Consider the following 21,190-nt stretch of genomic DNA (forward strand, 5'->3'; position numbering starts at 1 on the left):
TGTTATATCCGAATTTTGAATAATTTGATATAATTAAGCGATGTCAGAAGAAGGGGGTTTCAACGTGACTCTGTTCAAGAGAAAAGTTAGCCTACCTATGCAAGTATTAATTGCATTAGTGCTAGGTGTAGTAATTGGTTTATTATTATTTGGACAAACAGGTGTTGCAAATTATATTAAACCTTTCGGTGACGTTTTCTTAAATTTAATCAAAATGATCATCATCCCAATTGTATTCTGTTCACTTGCTTTATCTATTTCGAATTTAGGGGATTCGAAAAAAATAGGAAGCTATGGATGGAAATCAATTCTTTATTTCGAAATTATTACAACCATCGCCATCGGTTTAGGTTTAATTATTGGTAATATTTTTAAACCAGGAATTGGATTAGATCCTGATAAGTTACCTAAAGGCGATATTACTAAATATCAATCAACTGCGTCTGCCGCAGAACAATCTACATACGGTAACCACTTTATTGATACAATCGTAAATATTATACCAACTAATATTTTTGAAGCTTTAACTAAGGGTGAGTTATTGCCAATTATTTTCTTCGCAGTATTCTTTGGTTTGGGATTAGCTGCGATTGGAGAAAAAGCTGAACCAGTTAAAGGTTTCTTAAACGGTACATTAGAAGCCGTATTTTGGATGATTAATAAAATCTTAAAATTAGCACCAATTGGTGTATTTGCATTTATTTGTACAACTGTTATGACATTCGGTGCTTCAGCTTTAATTCCATTAGCTAAACTTGTTTTAGTAGTTGTGTTTGCGATGATTTTCTTCATTATTGTTGTTTTGGGTATTGTAGCAAGAATTTGTGGAATTAGTATTTTCTCAATCATTAAAATACTTAAAGATGAATTATTACTTGCATTCTCTACTTCAAGTTCTGAAGCAGTGTTACCAGTAATGATGAATAAAATGGAGAAATTTGGTTCACCAAAAGAAGTGACTTCTTTTGTTATACCAATTGGATATTCGTTTAATTTAGACGGATCAGCCTTATATCAATCTATCGCCGCTTTATTTGTTGCTCAAATGTATGGTATTCACTTATCATTATCTGAACAAATCATTTTAATGGTGACATTAATGGTTGCATCTAAAGGTATGGCAGGTGTGCCAGGAGTATCTATCGTAGTGTTATTAACAACATTGGGGGCAATGGGCTTACCAGCTCAAGGTCTTGCGTTAATTATCGGTGTAGATCGTTTGTTAGACATGGTTCGTACATGTGTGAACGTTATTGGTAATGCATTATCTACAGTAGTTATCTCTAAATGGGAACATGTTTATGATAAAGAAAAAGGTAAGAAATATCTAGAATCAATTTAAAAAAAGAAATCTGACATTTTTAGCGTCGCTTGGATAAGCGATGCTTTTTTATTCAAAAAGAAAAAGCGAGATAACTGATTTTAAATGAATGTTATCTCGCTCTTTATACTGCCTAATATATCAAAAGTTACATGCCTTTCATATCATGCATTTCATGAATTTTCATCATGAGACCATGTGGCACTTCATCATGATTTACTTTTGATACTCTAGAAAATGAATCAGAACCTTTTTCTTTTATTAAAAAGACAAAATCGCCTTTTTTTACTTTTACATTAGTGTTAGAAGGTAATTTAACATTTTTCTCTACTTTTTCAGTTTGTTCATTTACCATTTTATCAATAGTGTGACTATCTTTCATATAGCCATAGTAGGATTCTTTTTGCTGACCATTTAGCATTACAATGACTAAAATAATGCTAACAATTAACATAATTGCAATTAAAAAAATTCCTAACCCTAAACCTTTTTTGTTCTTCATTAAGACTCTCCTTAAATATATTAATTTATTTATACAAAAAATAGAATTAAATTGCAATAAAAGTTTCACAAAAATTCAATTGTACTTCAACTAATATAAATGAAGCATTATAAATAAGCAAAAAAAAGTAGATAGAATTCATGATACATTCTATCTACTCTTATTAACAATCAAATTAAAGATCAATTGTGATTGGTGTATCAATATCATCATCATTCATTAAAGTAATCGTTTTTGGATTTATTTTTAACACACATAAATTAGAATCCTCTTTAGAATCGAAGAATGTTTTGTCTTGTGTTTCCCACAACCAATCAATGACTTTCTGATCTTCTACAATGTCAATACTTGCTTCTATTTCAACAAAACTATTATTTGTTGTTTCATTATATCCTAGTAAAATATATGCTTCTGGATTACTTTGAATTTCTTTTACTTTAGAACTTTCATTGCTTGTTTTTGTATATAAATTAAGACCATCGTTATAAAACACCATATATCTGCTATTCGGTTTATTATTATATGCAGTTGATAATACGCCAATTTTAGAAGTATTTAAAACTTTCTCAATCGCTTGAGTCACTTTTTGTTTGTCCAAACTAATCATCTCCTTATTGTATTTATATCCTTTTAAAATTAAATTTAAACAGATTTGATATAAATATATTTCACTTCATCATGATGCAACGTTATGTTAAATGGATGATTGGTTTCTTCTTGTATAAATAGTTCTGTTTTAGGTTGATTGCATCTATCTAACTGATGAATAATACTTTTTTCAATGTATACAGGTAAATTATCTTGAGACATTAATTGATGGATCGTCCCATGTTCTTTATTTAATGTATTTGCGATGATTAAGCTGTTTTCGTTTAATTTATTTAGTATTTGATAATGCTGTTTACTGTCAGACAAATAGCGATCATTAATTTTATTAAATAAGATAAAATGATAATTTCCATCTTTTTGACTCATTAAGTAATTATTTGAAATATGGATAGGCACATCGATAAATGCTGCAATAAATTGATAAAGATGCATAATTGGAAGTAAACTCCCATGTCGATTAAATAATGCAATAAACATCGGATCATCTTCAAAAAGGTGATAGCAAATACCACCTCCATATTTTAATAGCGCCGTTAAATGACAAACTAAATCTGCTAGTTGAAGTGGATGCCTACCGTCATTTGTATACTTAAAGCAACGTAATGATAAGCTACTATAGACAAATTGGGTCGAAGGTATATTAGAATTCTTTATAAAATGAACGTAGTTTTCGAAATGAGTATTTGCATGAGTAAATCCACGTTGGTATTCAATTAATATATTTTTCGTATCAATATTTTCAATGTCAACAAAATAGTAATCAAAATTAAGACGCTTCATTGTATCATAGACTTCTTGTAACTTTTCGTACTGATGTAATAATCCTTCCACTAAAACACCATATTTAATCGAACGATTTTTGTTTCTAAGTTTTAAATATGATAGATGAATATCTTGGATAGTCATTGACTTGGTATCAAATACGAGCATAAATCGTACACTTTTTTTATTCCATTTATAATCTTGATTATTTTCTAGAAACGTCATAATTAAATCGTAAAAAGTAGTGAACTCAGATTTATTTTTGATAATGACAGCTAAACTGATATTTTTTTCAAATAATTTTTCGAAGCAGCGATTGAGTAAGTTTCCGTTAATTGAATGTTGATTCATATCACTCATATCATTAATCAAAATGGCTGGTTTAGGTAAATAAGATAAATCGATATCATAATGATCATTAAAAACAAACTGGAATAATTCATTAATATTTTTAAAATGAATAAATGCCTTTGAAGATTGAGTATGTTGAAAGGCTTCTAATTGCTCAAGATCAATGATAGTTGTTTCGGTTGATAATTGTTCAGTTGTTTCAAACTGAGAGATTAATTCAAAATGCTTAGGTTCAATGTCACTCTTCAGTCGTATCGCAGATATAGGATCAGAATGATTCAGTTGAGAACGAAATTGTTTTGGACTTAAATTAAGATAATTTTTAAATTGATTAGTAAAATTGGTATGACTACTAAAACCGGATTGTTCAGAAATACTTGTAATAGAGTCATTTGTACAAATGAGTAATCTAATAGCATGATTAATTTTCAAACTTGTATAATAATCTTTAAAATTAATATTCAATATACGTACAAATAAATTTGAACAATATGACTCAGAAATAAGTACATGTGCTGCAATATCTTGTAGAGAAATATTGGAAGTGATGTGATCATGAATGAATGTAAGTATATTAATTAAGATGTGCTGTTCAACAGGAATCTTTGGAATATATATATGAGGATGTCTAATAACTGCTTCTTTATAAAAAGTTTGTATGATCTTTGGAATAACTTTGTCATCATGATGAGATGTGTTGTACATATGTTCTATATTATTTAAAATGATTGATTTGATAAAATGACTTGATTGTAAGAGATGTGCATCAAAGTGGCAATTAAAAAAAGCAGAGTCTTCAAGATAAAAGTAAGCCATTGGTATTTTGAGCTCAATCAGATTTCTTCCTTTATTAATTTGATATAAATCACCTTGATTAATGATTGCAATATGATTTGATAATGGGTGATACTTTCCATTGATTGTCATTTCTAATTCATTAGTTAAAGAAAATAATATAAGCACATGGTTGATGTTTCTCCTAGGCATAGAAGTAATATTTTCATGTAAAAAAAGAGTACTGCTCATAAATAAGTCTCCTCATCTAGTATAGTATTTGTAAGCGGGGATTTAGGTCTGTTTGAATAATAAGAGTTATTATATATGAAAATAAAAGAGATATTAATAGTTAAAAATAAAAAAATTTCGTTTATTTTTAAGTGAAAACGTTAACAATTTTATAGATGCACAATATTATTATTTTTTTTAGAATGTCGCATGAGACTATTGAAAATTTTTAGTAGGTCAATGAAACGAATTTAAATGCATAATAAATATAGATTTTGAGTGAAGAGATATAAGCTATTAAACAATGATTCACTTGAAATTAAAAATGACTAATTCTGTACATACATCACGATACAACATCATTTGAATATATAGCATCAAGAATGAATTTACTTATATATTTGATATGAGCCCCATATATTTAAAATCACTATTTAAATGTATATCAAGACACAACATCTTAGAGCATTAGCAACCGATATACAATAGTTTAATGAAACGAACGATTACGGTATTTTAAATAGAGAAAATGACATCACTCCGTAGAGTAAGCAACTTAGAATAAAAGATGCATGCAAATATAAAAGGTATTAACAGTAGCTAACTATTATATTTAGAATCATTATAACTCCCCAAAAATTTCTATTTAATGTGTAACAATTTTACATCATAACATCTAAATATACTTTTACTTAATTAAACATCACGAAACATATTCAAAGTTAAGAATGTCAGAATTAGTATTAAAAAAACCTGGGACAACATGCGTTGTCCCAGGTTTTTTGATGTATTAGCAAGTAGTAATTAAATTGAAAATACAGTAGATCAAGTTTTAAACTCTAGTAGAGGCGCTCTAGTACAAAGATGTTCATAAAGAAACTAATATCCAACACAAAGTGAGGTTAAATTGTAGAAGTGAGACATTGAATTTTATTTTACTTTCACCTTTTCATTAAATTAAAATATAAATTAAAATTAATTATATAAAATATTTATAAGATATTGCTTTGTTTTTTGGAACCGATTACAATTATATAATGAATATTAAAATGAGTTTCATATATAGGAGGTTAGTAGAATGAGCTATAAGAAATCGGCTGAAGATATATTAGAAGCGATAGGCGGAGAAGATAACTTAGATGCTATGGCCCATTGTGCCACAAGATTAAGACTTGTATTAAAAGATGAAAGTATTATAGATGAAAAAAAGTTATCTGAAATGGATGTAGTTAAAGGAACCTTTTCTACAGGAGGACAATATCAAATTATTATCGGCTCAGGAACAGTCAATAAAGTATTTGCAGAGTTAGAAAAAATAACAGGAAAAGAGCCATCAACAACTGCTGATGTAAAAGACAAATCGTCGAAGCATATGAATCCTTTACAACGTTTTGTTAAGATGTTGTCAGATATATTCGTACCAATTATACCAGCCATCGTTGCCGGTGGATTATTAATGGGTATTAATAATCTACTTACAGCGCCAGATTTATTCTATCATCATAAATCATTTATAGATGTTCATAGTCAATTCGCTGGATTAGCAGATATGATTAATGTTTTTGCTAATGCACCGTTTACACTATTACCTATTTTAATTGGCTTTAGTGCATCGAAACGATTCGGCGGCAATCCATTTTTAGGTGCAGCGTTAGGAATGATTTTAGTACATCCTTCATTAATGGGTGCATATGATTTTCCTAAAGCAGTTGAAGCGGGTAAGGCTATTCCACATTGGGATTTATTTGGATTACATATTAATCAAGTTGGATATCAAGGACAAGTGTTACCTATGCTTGTGGCAGCCTATATCTTAGCAACTATTGAAAAAGGATTACGTAAAATCATTCCTACTGTATTGGATAATTTATTAACGCCTTTACTTGCAATATTGAGTACAGCATTCTTAACTTTCTTATTTGTAGGACCTATCACTAGACAGCTTGGTTATTGGTTATCAGATGGTTTAACATGGTTATATGAATTTGGAGGTGCAATTGGTGGATTTATCTTTGGATTATTTTATGCTCCAATTGTGATTACTGGTATGCACCATAGTTTTATTGCAGTAGAAACAACTTTAATTGCAGATCAAGCAAAAACAGGTGGATCATTTATTTTCCCAATCGCTACAATGTCAAATGTAGCACAAGGTGGGGCAGCGCTTGCTGCTTTCTTAATTATTAAAAATAATAAGAAACTTAAAGGTGTGGCTTCAGCAGCTGGTATCTCAGCTCTTTTAGGTATTACTGAACCCGCTTTATTTGGAGTTAACTTAAAATTAAGATATCCATTTATTGGTGCAATAACAGGTTCAGCTATAGGCTCAGCCTACATTTCGTTTTTCAAAGTTAAAGCCATTGCTTTAGGTACTGCAGGATTACCTGGATTTATTTCAATTAACCCAGCTCATGCTGGTTGGCTTCATTATTTCATAGGTATGTTTATTGCGTTTATAATTGCAGTGATTGTCACTTTAGTTTTATCACGAAGAAAAGCTTACAAAGCTGCAGCAGAATAAAAAAGTAACCCTTGCGATACATTGCAAGGGTTACTTTTTTATTAAAGTTTTTGCTTACGCCATAAGAAAATACTTACAATAGTGACTAATATTAAAGAGATTCCTACGATAACCAGCCACGAAACGTAACTCTTATCATCAATAGGTAATGGAACGTTCATACCAAAGAAACTAAAGACAAGGGTAGGTAGTGTCAGTAATACCGTGAAAAGAGTTAATGTCTTCATAATATTGTTCATTTCATTTGAAAGTAATGAAGAATACGAAGACGTGATACTTTCTAAAATACCTGTGTATAATTCAGTTGTTTCAATCGCTTGGTTATTTTCAATGACTAAGTCCTCTAACAAATCTTCATCTTCTTCAAAACGTTTAATTGCAGGCAAACGGAATAATTTTTTAATAATCGTATCATTCCCTTTTAAAGCTGCTAAAAAGTAAACCAAACTTTTTTCTACTTCCATTAAACGATAAAGTTGTTTATTCGTAATACTATTTTTCAAATCTCTTTCAATACGGATTCTTGATTTATTTAAAAGACGCAAGTTTCTGTTATAGTGATTTGAAATAGTAAGTAAAATATCTAAAGCAAAGCGACTATGAAATTTTAAATTTACGTTATCTTGTCTTGAATAATTTTCAAGAAATTCATTTTCAGCATCACAAATTGTAAAAATCACACCATTTCCAATCACAATACCTAGAGGAATGGTAACAAATGAGAGAACATGACGATTCGTAGAACTTACAATAGGCAAGTCGACAATAATAAGAGAATAGCCAGTATCTTCATCATATTCAATACGTGCACTTTCATCTGCATCAAGAGGATCACGAATAAAATCTTCTGGCAGATTGTACTGTTCAATTAATTGCTCAATTTCTTCTCTATCAGGTTCGACAACATTTATCCATGATGCAGATTGGTTTATATTTGTTTCAACTATTTCATTAGTAGTTGAGTGTTTATATGCAGTCAACATAATCGATAGTTCCTTTCTTAGTCTTTATTTCGCTGTGTCAATATTTAAAGCTTTATATTGATGCTGAACCATGATTCTTAAAGGTCCATTATAAATAATTTTAAAAATATGATTGGTTAAATCTTCAACTGAAAGACGGTGGGGATCATTCACCCAAAATTTAACAGTAGATATTGTTGCACCAGCAACATAACTATGAAAATATTTTTCTGGTATACCTTCAATCTCATGATTTGTACTAATATATTTTTGCATATTTTCCCCGATTAAGGAATAAATTTTTTCTTCAAGTTTTGACTTCCTATTTAATTGTAAGATCGTTTGATAAAAAGTAATATTATCCGAAATATGTTGAAGCATATTTTTTAAAATAATATTAATAAAATTTTTAGCAGTATCTTCTGGATCTTTTCCCATAATATTATGAAGATGATTTAAGAATGTCATTTGAGAAATAAATTCATCTTCCATATCTGATAATAATAAATATTTATCTTCATAATGTAAATAAAAGGTACCTCTATTAATATCTGCACGATCTGCAATATCTTGAATTGTAATTTTTTCTAATTCCTTTTCATTTAATAATTCGATAAATGAAGACTTAATTGCTGACCTCGTCTTACGAACTCTCCGGTCTTCTTTCATTCTGCATCAATCCTTTATAATTAATTAACAATATGATCATTATTGATTATTGTATTGAAGTGATAATCTCATTATAATTTACAAGGTATTAAATATTCAACACATTGTTCAATAAGTATAGGTAGGTAAGTAGAAATGAATATTTTTAAAAGTAAATTACTATGGTTCGCACCAATTGTAGCTATTTTATTATTAGTGATATTCTCTTTAGCGTTTTATCCTGCATTCAATCCAAAACCAAAACAAATACCGATTGCAGTGGTAAATAATGACAAAGGTATAGATATCCAAAGTAATAAAGTAAATATTGGTAAAACAATTGAAGATAAATTAATGGATAGTGATTCTGATACTATTAAATGGATTAAAGTAGATAAAGAATCAGATATTAAAAAAGGGCTTAATGATAATAAATATTACGGCGCAGCTATTTTTAATAAAGATTTTTCAAAAAATGCAATGAGTAAAACGCAGTTGATTATTTGAAAAAAGGTGTATTATATTATTTAGATATCTAACTAAATGAGATAGGCACAAATGGAATATAATTATTAATATTGGGTTAGTGTGTTAGTATATGAAACGAAACATTATCCTAGTACTATTTATATTAAATGCGTTGTTTGGTTTAATAGGGGTTGTATGGTCATTATTAATCACTGAAACAATTTGTTCATTATTAGCAATGTTTATTGTATATATGTTAAGACACAAGTTAACTGTGGACACGCAGGCGTTAGTAGAAGAATAAAATAATTTGATATTAAAGTGAGCTATAAGGGAGAAGATCTCTTATTTAGCTCGCTTTAAATTTATATAAACGATGACATATTACAATAATTATTGTTAAATAAGTTATATTACTTTATTATTGTTAAATGAGTATTTTTTATAGGAGGACGTCAATGGTCATTTTAAAGCGAAGTTCTAAAGTAGCTATAGCGTTATTGATGATGTTCCTATTTTTATTCGTGCCGAGTATGACAAAAATAGCTTCTGCGCACGCTACTTTAGAAAAAACAACCCCAGCACAAAACGGTCTCGTATCAAAACAACCAGATACAATCAAATTAACATTTAATGAGCCGGTAAATGCCGAATATTCAGGGATAACGATATATAATGATAAAGGAAAGAAAATTGCTGATATTAAACCAAATACATCAGGACATTCAGATACTTTATCTTTCTCAGGCAAGCAATTAAAAGAAGGTACACAACAAATTAAATGGCACACTGTATCTGCTGATGGTCATGAAATTAGTGATCAATTTGAATTTTCAGTTGGTAAAAAAACAGCCAATGGTGTAGATACTACTCCTGTTGCATATGAAACGCCTGCATTTTGGTTTGGTGTGTTTAGATATATCGCTGAAGGCGCAACAATTATTTTAGTTGGTTTGTATTGGTTAAACGGTATTGCACGTAGAAATAATTTATCAACATTTGATATTTTCCCTAGACATGTCGCTGTATCATTAATCATGATGATGGCATATATTATGTCACTTGTACTCTATCTGATGACTCTATCATCTGATATTTTGGATTCAGTTTTAACATTTAATCCAAGTGTCTTAATTCAATTCCCATATATACTGAGCGCAATTGCTTTAATTATTCTAAGTGGATTGTTTGTATTAAGAAATATGGAACGAACATGGTATTGGGCTATTTCGATTATTATGATTTTAGCTTTAAGTATGTCAGGACATGCTTGGTCTCAAAGTGTTCCTGTTTGGTCAATTATACTTAGAACATTACATTTAGCTGGTATCAGTTTATGGCTAGGCGCATTAATTTATTTGTTTTCTTCAGTATTTACTAAAAAACGAGATGCAGTTGATTTATTACGCGAAATCTTATTTAAAGTGAATGGAGCTGCTGTTGCAGTTATCATAGTTACTGGTATATTAATGTCGATGGATGAAACTAAAATTCTATCAATATGGTCTAATATGCAAACATGGACAATATTATTAATAATTAAAATCGTAGGAACATTAATTATGATGGCTTTAGGTTTTATGCAAACAACGCGCGCCTTAAACAAACGTTATAGAATTAATAAAGTCTCTTTAATTATCGAAGTTTCTATTGGTATTATTTTAATACTTGTTGGTGTTATTATGAGTCAAATTAATATTCCATAAAAGGAGATTGTAAAATATGTTTAAAAAATTATTTGCTTCAGGTTTAGTGTTCTTCTTTTCACTAGGTTTATTTAAATATGCTGATGCACATGTGACGATAAATCCAAAAGTAGTTGAACCTGGATCTTATGAAAAAGTGGATGTTCGAGTACCTGTTGAACAAAAAGATCATACTGAAAAAGTCGAATTAGATATTCCAAAAGAAGTACAAGTGTCAAATATTCAACCCGTAGAAGGGTATAAATATAGTTTAGATAAAGACAAAAAAGGTAATATCACAAAAATCACCTGGAAAGCGAAAGATAAAGGCATTGGTCCTAATGAATTTATCGAATTCCCACTTCTTGTAGCAAGTCCTAAAGAAGAAGGCACATATTCATTTAAAGCTGTGCAGACATACGATAATAAAGATAAGGTAAAATGGACGGGTAAAGCGAATAGTGAACATCCTGCTCCAACATTGGAAGTGGAAAAAAATGCAAATGCTGTAACTGTTAAAGAAGACAACGCTAAAAAAGATGAAAAAAGTCACTCATCTTCAGGTGGTTCTATCGCATTATGGATTATTTCACTTGTTGCCATTATTTTATCTTTAGTTGCATTATTTAAACATGCAAGAAATAAATAAGACATATAATAAAGTGACTTCTAGTACTTGCTAGAGGTCATTTTTTATAACCTGATTTGATTACAAAATTTTGTCACTTTAAAGATAGAGATAATCGATTATAATAATTGAAGTAAGGGAGGATTTTTATGCGCAGATTATTATACGCTTTTTTAGTCTATATGATTATTGGACTTGTAAGTGGATTTTACTACAGAGAGTTAACGAAAGCACATGATTTTACGGGCGATACGCAACTAGCGCTTGTTCACACACATACGTTAATATTAGGTATGTTTATGTTTTTAATTTTACTTCCGCTTGAAAAAGTATTTAAGTTAAGTAGTTATTATTTATTTAATTGGTTCTTCATTGTATACAATATCGGTGTTATTGTTACTGTGGGAATGATGCTGACAAAAGGTACTTACCAAGTCACTGGAAAAAGTTTTTCACCAGAAGCATTTGCTGGATTTGCAGGTATCGGTCATACAGGAATGCTTGCTGGCTTATTATTACTTTTCTTTTTACTAAGACAAGCCATTTTAAAAGAACAAAGAGATTAAAATAATAATTTGAGACACAATAGATTTAAACCTATTGTGTCTTTTTTTATAATTAAGCATAAAGAGACTACAAGAGGAGGACGTCTTAATGATTCATTATTCAAATCATCCGCCAAATGTTAAAGATTATTGTGAATTAAGAGTAAAAGCGGGCATGAGTCCTAAATCAGAAGCAGCAGCACAAAAAGGATTACCTCATGCATGTTTTAATATTACTATTTATGAAGAATCAACATTGATTGGGATGGGTAGAGTCATTGGAGATGGGGGAACTGCATTTCAGATTATAGATATTGCTGTGCATCCATATTATCAAGGACAAGGTTTTGGGAAAGAAATCTTAAAACAAGTGATGGCATTTATTGAAAATCATGCAGAAAAAGGGACATATGTCAGTCTGATTGCAGATTATCCAGCTGATCAATTATATAAGAAGTTTGGATTTCAATCTACCGAGCCCAAATCTGGTGGAATGTTTAAAAAATATTAAAAAAGAGATGAGATTAAATGTCTTTTAAGTTCGTTATGTTATATCTAGATTATGCTTTACGTAGATATTCTAAATAAAAACCTCTAGGTGATGGCTTTTAGATTACAAAATATAAATGAATTTTTAAGTTCTAATAAGCTAAATAAAGCTGAAACAATTATTTGAAGTACATCTAGTACATAAATTAAATATATTATTTAATAAAATATTCATAAAATAATATACACATATAAAATGAATGATGATAATATATAAATGAACAAATACACCTATTGTTCAGTACAATATAGTAAATGATTGTGAGACATTGAGTCATAATATAGTTATATTTTAAATAAAAATGTTTCATCATTTACACCTATACAGCTAAGAATAAACATCAAGAATAGGAGTGAATAATCACTGTGAATTATCGAGAAAAATTACAGAAGTTTAGTATCCGTAAATACACAGTCGGTGCTTTTTCAACTGTTATTGCGACATTAATTTTCTTAGGTTCACCTCAAGCACACGCCAGTGAACAACTACAAAAAGATGCGCAAGTGATTCAAGCAAAAGCTAGAGCCCAAGAACAAACTTCAAATGAGACAAGTAACAAGCAAGTTCAATCTAACACAGAACCTAAAGCTTTACTTGTATCTGAGAGTCAAAAAGAAAACAATGAAACTCTAAATAAAGTTCAGACTACAGATACATTAACAAATGATTTAACATCATTTTCATCTCAAAACGAAAACAAAGATACATCTCATACAACAACAGATTTAAAAGAAAACAATGAAGCTAAATCTCAACTAAATAAATTAGATGATATAAATGTAACCGAGGTAAATGAAGGACATAGTCATGACAACCGTAATCGTACTCGTTACGAAGATAGAGAAGCATCAGATGATACACTAGTATCTTCAACTTTAACAACAATTGATGCTGATAAACTTCAAGCAGCTTATGACCGTTCTTACGCTGAATATCGAAAAATTGATAGAGAACAATCTGATAATAAAAAAGTTGCTAAAATTAAAGCAACATTTGACAAAGTTAATGACTTTTTTAGTACTAATGATAATACAAACCAAGCATTAATAAATGAATTATATAAAGAAATAGAACAAGCTAACGCTTTAATCGGTTCATTACCACAACGACAAGTAAGTACAATCAGTACAAGAGCAAATAGAGAAGCACGTGCTGTAAGATCAAGTAGACGTCCTGTACGTGGACAAGGTGGGACGAGACCCCCTAGCAATACTGCTAATACTTATACCCCGCCAGTAGTTCATAACTCTAGACCAAAACCTGGCTCAAAAGTAAAAAAGAATTCAGATTTGTATAATAATGCTAAAAAAGAATGGTATGTAGAAAATGAAAATGATGGTTCCGGTTATTGGTCAGGAACGTTTTTACATGCAACGAATAAAAGTGCACCATATTACGCTACACGTTCTCATTATCGAAATATGAGTCCATCTAGTGTTAGAGGTATTGCAGAAATTTCATCAATTAGACAAAATGATGGATATTTATGGACGATTAATTTTAATAAGTATCATATTAAACGTAATGGCATGGTATTTTGGTTTGGTTTACCTAAAGGTCAAACGCCAACGGGACCAGTACGTTTTACTACCACAGATGTAAATGGTCATGAAACATCATCATCTGGTACTGGAGACGGTAGAGATCAAGCATTATCAAGAATGTGGGATTCTGCTGGTGGTATTACTTCTAGTGCATATAATTTCAGACAAGGAAATCCTTTGAATAGAAGTGAGTTCTATAACGATTCAGTTAATCATATTTATAATTTAGGGGATTTTGCACGTGGTAATGAAAATCAACCATTTACATTCTTTGAAAGAGAAGGTGTTCCAAATAAAATTAAAGTAGCTGGAGACGATATTTATCGTTATTTAACTGGGCAAGTAGATCATAATCAAGGTATTGATCATATCTATGCATTTCAAGCTAGAGGAACAGATAGTTATACCATTCAATTTAAAACGTCTGGTAGCTCACAAGATAGATTATATTATGCAGCAGGTGGTAGAGGGATTGAATTTAATGAAATCAACAACTATAACCAATTATATTTAGAGCCGCTAGAACAGTATAATGATCGTAAAACTAAAATTGTAGATGTTATCGATCGCGTACTGCATATTGACCATGTTGAATCAGCTTATGATGTGCCAGAGCGTAGAATAATGAAAAAACATTACTTAGATGGCGATTTCGCTACACACGAATATGCTGAAGATGTTTCAAGTTATCTAAGTAACCCTAGTGATCATGTAATGGGTTTATTCCCTAGAGTGCCTACTGATCGTTATAGAGGTAATTTTGGTGTAAATCCGCTTAACTCTTATGAAATTCATGAAATGTTTTCTGAAGAAAAATTAAAAGAGGCTGCGAGAACAGGAAGACCAATTGAAATTTTTGTTGGGTTTAATGTAAGTGATGCATACCATAATGGTGAAACAATCAAAAAAGTAAATTTATTTGTCAAACCAAAGTTAGAACAATCTATTGGATTCTATTCAGATAATGCACCCGATAATAAAGAGAATTCACCTGAATCACAAGCTGCACATCATGCTGTCTTTTTACAACAAGAAGGTCAAATGCTTAATACAGTGACTAATGGTAATAGTAAGGATTATCATCAAAATATTCGGATTCAATTTAAAAGTAACGAGTCTGCAAATGTATGGGAAATCTCTGGATATCCACCCTCTCTACGAATTGAAGATGCAGTAGATAGACCCAATACAGAACTTGAGAAAAATAAAGTATTGGTTGGTCAATTGCCACCAGGACGCCATGTGATGACAGCGAGAATTGGTAATGAAACTAAAATCTTTGAAGTCATTGCCAAACCCAATCCGCCAGTTATTTCAACACTTGCGGCACAATTAGGACAAAAAGGTGGTAAAAAACCAACTATTACAGTGACACATGTACCACAAGATGAGAGAGCAAAAGTACGTTTAGTTTCAGGTGGTACAGATGGTGCAGGTCCTGGCACATCACCTTTAGGCTATACTGTACTCGCAGAAAAGATGGCAAACTTAGATGGCACGGTGACATTTGAAGAAAGTGATTATACTAATCCTTTACCTAATAATGGGGTTATTAGAGCAATTACATACTATGAAGATCCAGTGCAATCCAACTTTAGTAATTCGATTAATGTAGGACTAGATACTACACCGCCAACTTTTGGTGACGTAAGAGGCCTTCAAGATAAATATTATCGTGGAGATAACGTTAATATTTCAATTCCTGTTTCTGACAATGCATATGGTTCAGGTGTGGAAGATGCATCTATCACTGAAAATAGTGGTTTACAAGCAGTATTTAATAGAGATACTTCTGGAGACGCAGGTACTTTAGTGATTACTGGAACGATTTCTAATAATGCAACATGGAACAGTGATATTCTTGTTCAACCTGTAACACATGATAGAGCAGGTAATAATACTAATGTAAGTCCATATCATCTTCATATTGGAAAGTTATCAGATGATAAACCAGTTCAGTTATTTAGCCAGCAAGAATTGAAAACAGTGGGTAATCCTAATAGTATTTCGCAAAGCGAAAGAAATGATATCATTAACTCGCTTAAAGCTAAAAATAGTAGTTTGACATCATTTTTAAGTACACTTAACCCGTATATGGTTGGTAATGATGGTAGAGTAGTCTTGACATTTAAAGATGGTTCGACTCGTATCATTGATCCGACTCAAGTGATTACATATAGACCACAACGTAAATCAATATATACTGAGCCAGGTAGTTCAAATACAAAAGAAGCATTTATTACAATTGCTAAGGGTCAAGAGTATACAATTGGACCTGATTTAAGAAAATATTTCTCATTAAGTAATGGACAAGATATTCCTAATAATGCGTTTACAACTATTAATGGAAGTTCAATACCATCAGCTCAAGCAATGAGTCGTCTAAACGCTGGGGTTTATACTTATAACGTAGATGCATCGAATGCATACAACCATAGTTCAGAACGTTTGACAATTAAAGTTAATGTAGTTGATGTCAATACATTAGCAGAAAATCAACGTGTTTATCGTTCCACAACTAAAAATTTAAGTAATGATGAAATTACACAAGTTAGAAATGCCTTTAAAGCTGCTAATCCACAATTAAATCTAAATGATAGTGATATCAGAATTGAAAACGATGAACCTTTGAGTAATAATCCAAGTCGTGTAAGAGTGACGATGACTAAAGGTGAATTAACAAAACAATTTATTTCAACATTTGATCATATGGATTTCTTAAAATGGATAAATTTACGTAATGATTATACTGTGACTTGGACAAGTCAAAAACTTAATGGAAGAGACACAGATGGCGGATTTGAGTGGTCTCCAGATGGTAAAACAATAATTTATCGATATGATGCAACGACTGGGAGAAGAATAACAGGCAATGACGTATTATCACTTTTAAGAGCAACACCTAAACATGCGGGGTTGAGAAACCACATAGAAGGTCAAGAGAAAATGTTAGCAGAAGCAGGATCGAGAAATGGATCTAAACCAGTAGGCTATTCTAGAGGTAACAGTATCTATACAGATGGAGAACGTCCATTTACATATGATGGACAACCAATTCAAGTATTAGACTTAGTTGATAGCAATACTGGATACGGTAATTCAAATGTTGGACATAGTGATTATAGACATACAAGTAGTAATTCAACGGTTATTAGTGGTGATATTCCAGATATGAATGGAGCAGCTGGTTTCCATTTAGATAAAGTGCTTAAACAAAATGGTACTGGTAATGGAATTATGGGTGCAATAGACAAACAACAATTGTATTTAGCTCCTTACGGTGTGAAAAGTTATATCCAACGTCTTGGACAATCAATGACATCAACAAACAATGTGATTAATATTGTGTTTGTGCCAACTGATAAAGTAACGCCAAATATTGTATTAGATAATTATAATGATCATATTGTATTTTCAGGAGAGACTTTCAGAAATACACTTACATTAACTGATAACTTTGGTATTAAAAATGTTACTGTACCTAATGACAGTCAAATACCTATGAATGTATCAAACCATTCGACATTAAGTGGTGTTGCCCCTAATGTATCTACCCCAACGTCTAAACAAGTGAAAGTTAAAGTAACAGATGGTAGTGATAACGAAGCAACGGCTGTATTTAATGTATTAATTAAACCATTAAAAGATAAATATAGTGTCATGACTACTGCTGATGAGTCGCATCCAATACGTATAGCGAATATTAGTAACAATGCAAGTTTATCAGAGGCGGATAGACAAGCAATTTTTAATAGTCTAGATATTTCGAAATCAATTACAAATAGAAATTACATTTCAGATGGTAGTAATGAAATAAGAAGTAGAGAAATTAGTAATGTTCGTCGCTCAGGTAATAATGCAAATGTTGAAGTGACTATCACTTATGCAGATAATTCAAGAACAACCATTACTGTACCAGTAAAACATGTTATTCCTAATGTAAAAGGGATAGAATTATTTACAGTACAAGGCCAGCCATTCCCAAGTGGTAAAGGATCAAATAATAGTGATTTCTTCGTTGTAAATAATAGTCAGCCTTTAACAGATGCTACCGTGACTTGGATTGGTAATGGACCAAATATTAACTCTACAACGGTAGGTGTTTCACAAACTTTAAGAGCAAATATCTTATTTGATGGTGAAACAACACCCATTGAAAAAGAAACACGCTATAGAGTAGTTAAAGCGAAACCAAAAAGAGTATATCAAACAACAGTAAATGGAAACTTCTTGTCTTCAAATGAAGGATCATCATTTGCTGCAGGTTCATTTGTAGAAGGTATTGCAAATTATTTACCATCGGGTATGAACTTCAATTGGGCCGCTGGTTCTGGACGACCATTATCCAATAGTCCAGGTATTTTCACAGAAACAATTAATGTGGTATATCCTAACGGTCAAATAGAGCCAGTTAATGTATTATTTAAAGTGAAACCAACTACGCCTTCAATTGATGCTTTAAGTACAAAATATAAAGCTGATTTATCTGGACAATCTATTAAAGTAAATAATGTTCCAAATAATGCACAGGTTAAACTATATACTGAAGATGGTAGAGAAATTAGTGATACAACTATGACTAGAAATCGTGATGGTTCAGTGTCTATTACAATTCCAGGAGTATTACCACTTGGTAATATTAAAGCTAAATCAATTATCACGGTTGATCATTTAACGATTACTGAACAAAATAATAATGGTTCTGTTGTGAATTCAACACGTTCAGAATCAATAGAATCAGATTTAAGTGCATCTTCACCTGTAACAAAACAGCTTGAAGCGGTAGACGGCGGATTAAAATTTGTTAAAGGGGATAATATTGATTTAAATAATCCTAGAACTTACATTAAATCGAATTCAGATATCATACGAGTAGAATGGGAACAGAATGCTAATCAGTGGAAAAACACAATTGGTACTACAACTAAACGTGTCATTGTCACATTGAGTAATGGAGAAACGAGAACAGTTTCTATTCCAGTAACCATTTATGCACCAGCCACTGCTAAATCACCACAACGTGATGTGGTCGGTCACGCGTTAACTTATGGCGATGACGCAGCAAATTATGTGACATTTGAAAATAATTATATGAATGGGGCTACAGTGACTTGGAAAAATAATAATGCTCCAAGTAATAATATTGCTGGCGTTCAAAGCTTAACTGCTGAAGTAAGGTATAACGGTATTAATCACGTATATAATGTCCCAGTAAAAGTATATGAATATCAATATAAATTTAAAAAATCAGAGTATAGTACGATTGTAGGAACAAGTTTTGAAGGAAATGGAAATATTAATAATTATATCGTATTAGAAAATGCGAATGGTTTACCTACAGATGGTTTCCATCTTGTTTGGACTCAAAATACCACAGCTTCTCATAACGAACAATGGTCAAATTTAGCACATCCAAATCAAGCTTTCAAAAAAGAAGCGAGCTTTGAAGTATTAGATAACCAAAATCATGTATTTTTTACTTCTGATACAGCAATATTTAAAGTGACAAATGCAGTTCCAAATCCAGCAATTGTTACACAAAATGATGTTGGTGATGTAGTCATTTCACCAGGGGCAGGTAAAAACTTAGGCGTTAATGCTGGAAATATAATTGTAAATCCAGATAGAATTACTGTTAAAAAAGGAAATCAAGTTATTGGCACATTTGTCAAAAATAATACAGGCAAATGGACAAAAGCTAGTGATTCTATAAACACACCTGGTTTATCAGTTTCTCCAGATGGTAGTAAAATTATTTATGACAAAATGTCAGTTCCAAATGATACATTGATTAACACTGAATCAACGACAGGTAATGGAGAATTGACAAGTGAAGCTGCTATAAGTGCGACTTACAAAGTTAAGCCAGCAACACCATCTAACACAACATTTGTATTTAAACAAAATGGTGAGTTCGAAGTTATTCCAAACAATGCTAATGCATCAACAACAAAAAATCCTACAGATAAAGTTAAAATTAGCTATGTAGAAAAAATTGGTAATAGTACAGAACAATCTAGAGAATTAATTGTAACTAAAAATAATCAAAATCAATGGTCGATGAATAATCAGCTAGATTATGTAACACTTGATTCTAGAACAGGTAAAGTGACATTTAAAGCTAATTCTTTAAAACCGCATGTACTGATTAATACAGAATCTATTGCTGGAAGTGACGATAATTTCAGTCATAATACAGTTGGAATTGTGGGACCAGAACATCATGATGTTATCATTCATGAGATAGTCAAAGAACCTGGTGAAAGAGTTAGTAATGAGGAACTTAATAATGCGATTAATGTAGATAATAAAGATCATGCTAATGTAAACGAAGGAGTAAGTTTACCTACAAATTTACAGAGTGATACAACACAAACAGTACCAACACGTATTACTTATAGAGATGGAAGTATAGAAATTGTAAATGTACCAATTAGAACCCATGCAGATAAATCGAGTATTAGAAATGCTTTACCTAAACTTGACGCACAAGGAGACACTAATGGTAAAACACCATCAAGTGTGAGTGCATATAATAATGAAATGCAGCATTTGCATGATGAAATTGAAGCAGTTCGAAGAAGAGCTAATGAAGTGTTATCAAATGATAGAGCAACGAATACTGATGTTGCAAATGCGACAAATAATATTAATGATGTCTCATTGAAAATTCAACATGCAATTTCATTGCTACAAAATAAAGCAGATAATAGTGCTTTAGTTGAAGCAAAACGTCAACTTGATGAAGCAACGGCAGAACAAGATCCAACGCCAGGAATGACACAAGTAACATCAGATAATTATAGAGCGAAAAAAGCAGAAGCAGAGCGAATTAGTTCAGAAGCCCAAGGTGTGATTAACAATGGAGATGCGACAGCTGAAGAAATCAGAAATGAGAAAGCGAAAGTAGAAGAAGCATTAACTCAATTAACTGAAGCAAAAAATGCATTAAAAGCAGATAAGTCAGTGTTAGAACAAAAACGTCCAGGATTAAATCATGTAGGTGTTACCGAAGGTTAAATAACATAAATTTTATGAAACGTTGATATATCAGCGTTTATAGGTTATTTTTGATTTATTTATACATAA

General features: G+C 31.1%; 12 protein-coding genes and 2 pseudogenes. 9 read left to right on the top strand and 5 right to left on the bottom strand.

What is annotated here, in order from left to right:
* Positions 1–64: 64 nt before the first annotated feature.
* Positions 65–1,342, top strand: coding sequence for a cation:dicarboxylate symporter family transporter (locus tag MHI13_RS02510; RefSeq protein ID WP_017174953.1), 1,278 nt, complete (start codon positions 65–67; stop codon positions 1,340–1,342).
* A gap of 127 nt (positions 1,343–1,469) precedes the next feature.
* Here MHI13_RS02510 and MHI13_RS02515 read toward each other — a convergent pair whose 3' ends face one another.
* The 3 genes from MHI13_RS02515 to rsp form a co-directional block, all read right to left on the bottom strand.
* Positions 1,470–1,823 (bottom strand): DUF4889 domain-containing protein, encoded by a 354-nt coding sequence (locus MHI13_RS02515; protein WP_070547909.1) that lies wholly within the window; start codon positions 1,821–1,823, stop codon positions 1,470–1,472.
* Positions 1,824–1,998: 175 nt separating this feature from the next.
* Entirely contained in the window at positions 1,999–2,421 is a 423-nt protein-coding gene (locus MHI13_RS02520; RefSeq protein WP_002488735.1) for a pyridoxamine 5'-phosphate oxidase family protein, read from the bottom strand.
* 44 nt (positions 2,422–2,465) lie between these two features.
* Positions 2,466–4,571, bottom strand: a complete 2,106-nt coding sequence (rsp, locus tag MHI13_RS02525; RefSeq protein ID WP_049379325.1) for an AraC family transcriptional regulator Rsp — start codon at positions 4,569–4,571, stop codon at positions 2,466–2,468.
* A gap of 1,057 nt (positions 4,572–5,628) precedes the next feature.
* Between rsp and MHI13_RS02530 the strand changes: the two genes are divergently transcribed.
* Complete coding sequence (locus tag MHI13_RS02530; RefSeq protein WP_019834834.1) at positions 5,629–7,071, top strand: sucrose-specific PTS transporter subunit IIBC; 1,443 nt, start codon at positions 5,629–5,631, stop codon at positions 7,069–7,071.
* Between the two features lie 41 nt (positions 7,072–7,112).
* Here the strand turns inward: MHI13_RS02530 and MHI13_RS02535 are convergent, their stop codons facing one another.
* Entirely contained in the window at positions 7,113–8,054 is a 942-nt protein-coding gene (locus MHI13_RS02535) for a magnesium transporter CorA family protein (protein WP_002454917.1), read from the bottom strand.
* A gap of 24 nt (positions 8,055–8,078) precedes the next feature.
* Positions 8,079–8,702 carry a TetR/AcrR family transcriptional regulator gene (locus tag MHI13_RS02540; RefSeq protein WP_002448440.1) on the bottom strand — a complete coding sequence of 208 codons (624 nt, stop codon included), beginning with the start codon at positions 8,700–8,702 and terminating at the stop codon, positions 8,079–8,081.
* Between the two features lie 135 nt (positions 8,703–8,837).
* Between MHI13_RS02540 and MHI13_RS02545 the strand changes: the two are divergent.
* From MHI13_RS02545 to ebh, 7 genes and pseudogenes are all read left to right on the top strand, one after another.
* Positions 8,838–9,185: pseudogene (locus MHI13_RS02545) on the top strand (YhgE/Pip domain-containing protein); the annotation flags it as partial.
* Positions 9,186–9,291: 106 nt separating this feature from the next.
* Positions 9,292–9,453 (top strand): annotated as a pseudogene (locus MHI13_RS02550) (MATE family efflux transporter); the annotation flags it as partial.
* 154 nt (positions 9,454–9,607) lie between these two features.
* Complete coding sequence (locus MHI13_RS02555; RefSeq protein ID WP_048762149.1) at positions 9,608–10,855, top strand: copper resistance CopC/CopD family protein; 1,248 nt, start codon at positions 9,608–9,610, stop codon at positions 10,853–10,855.
* Between the two features lie 16 nt (positions 10,856–10,871).
* Positions 10,872–11,483 carry a YcnI family protein gene (locus MHI13_RS02560; protein WP_048762147.1) on the top strand — a complete coding sequence of 204 codons (612 nt, stop codon included), beginning with the start codon at positions 10,872–10,874 and terminating at the stop codon, positions 11,481–11,483.
* Between the two features lie 128 nt (positions 11,484–11,611).
* Entirely contained in the window at positions 11,612–12,028 is a 417-nt protein-coding gene (locus tag MHI13_RS02565; protein ID WP_019834838.1) for a DUF2871 domain-containing protein, read from the top strand.
* 88 nt (positions 12,029–12,116) lie between these two features.
* Entirely contained in the window at positions 12,117–12,518 is a 402-nt protein-coding gene (locus MHI13_RS02570) for a GNAT family N-acetyltransferase (protein ID WP_048683321.1), read from the top strand.
* Between the two features lie 404 nt (positions 12,519–12,922).
* Positions 12,923–21,121: a hyperosmolarity resistance protein Ebh gene (gene ebh / locus MHI13_RS02575; RefSeq protein WP_285327753.1), complete on the top strand. Its 8,199-nt coding sequence runs from the start codon at positions 12,923–12,925 to the stop codon at positions 21,119–21,121.
* The last annotated feature ends 69 nt before the right edge of the window (positions 21,122–21,190 follow it).

It is taken from the genome of Staphylococcus sp. FSL K6-0223 (assembly GCF_038008285.1).

Excerpts from the sequence above, each read along its gene's own strand:
- MHI13_RS02540 (WP_002448440.1), bottom strand. The coding sequence starts at position 8,702 with ATGAAAGAAGACCGGAGAGTTCGTAAGACGAGGTCAGCAATTAAGTCT.
- MHI13_RS02530 (WP_019834834.1), top strand. The coding sequence starts at position 5,629 with ATGAGCTATAAGAAATCGGCTGAAGATATATTAGAAGCGATAGGCGGA.
- MHI13_RS02565 (WP_019834838.1), top strand. The coding sequence starts at position 11,612 with ATGCGCAGATTATTATACGCTTTTTTAGTCTATATGATTATTGGACTT.
- MHI13_RS02555 (WP_048762149.1), top strand. The coding sequence starts at position 9,608 with ATGGTCATTTTAAAGCGAAGTTCTAAAGTAGCTATAGCGTTATTGATG.
- MHI13_RS02515 (WP_070547909.1), bottom strand. The coding sequence starts at position 1,823 with ATGAAGAACAAAAAAGGTTTAGGGTTAGGAATTTTTTTAATTGCAATT.
- rsp (WP_049379325.1), bottom strand. The coding sequence starts at position 4,571 with ATGAGCAGTACTCTTTTTTTACATGAAAATATTACTTCTATGCCTAGG.
- MHI13_RS02560 (WP_048762147.1), top strand. The coding sequence starts at position 10,872 with ATGTTTAAAAAATTATTTGCTTCAGGTTTAGTGTTCTTCTTTTCACTA.
- MHI13_RS02535 (WP_002454917.1), bottom strand. The coding sequence starts at position 8,054 with ATGTTGACTGCATATAAACACTCAACTACTAATGAAATAGTTGAAACA.
- MHI13_RS02570 (WP_048683321.1), top strand. The coding sequence starts at position 12,117 with ATGATTCATTATTCAAATCATCCGCCAAATGTTAAAGATTATTGTGAA.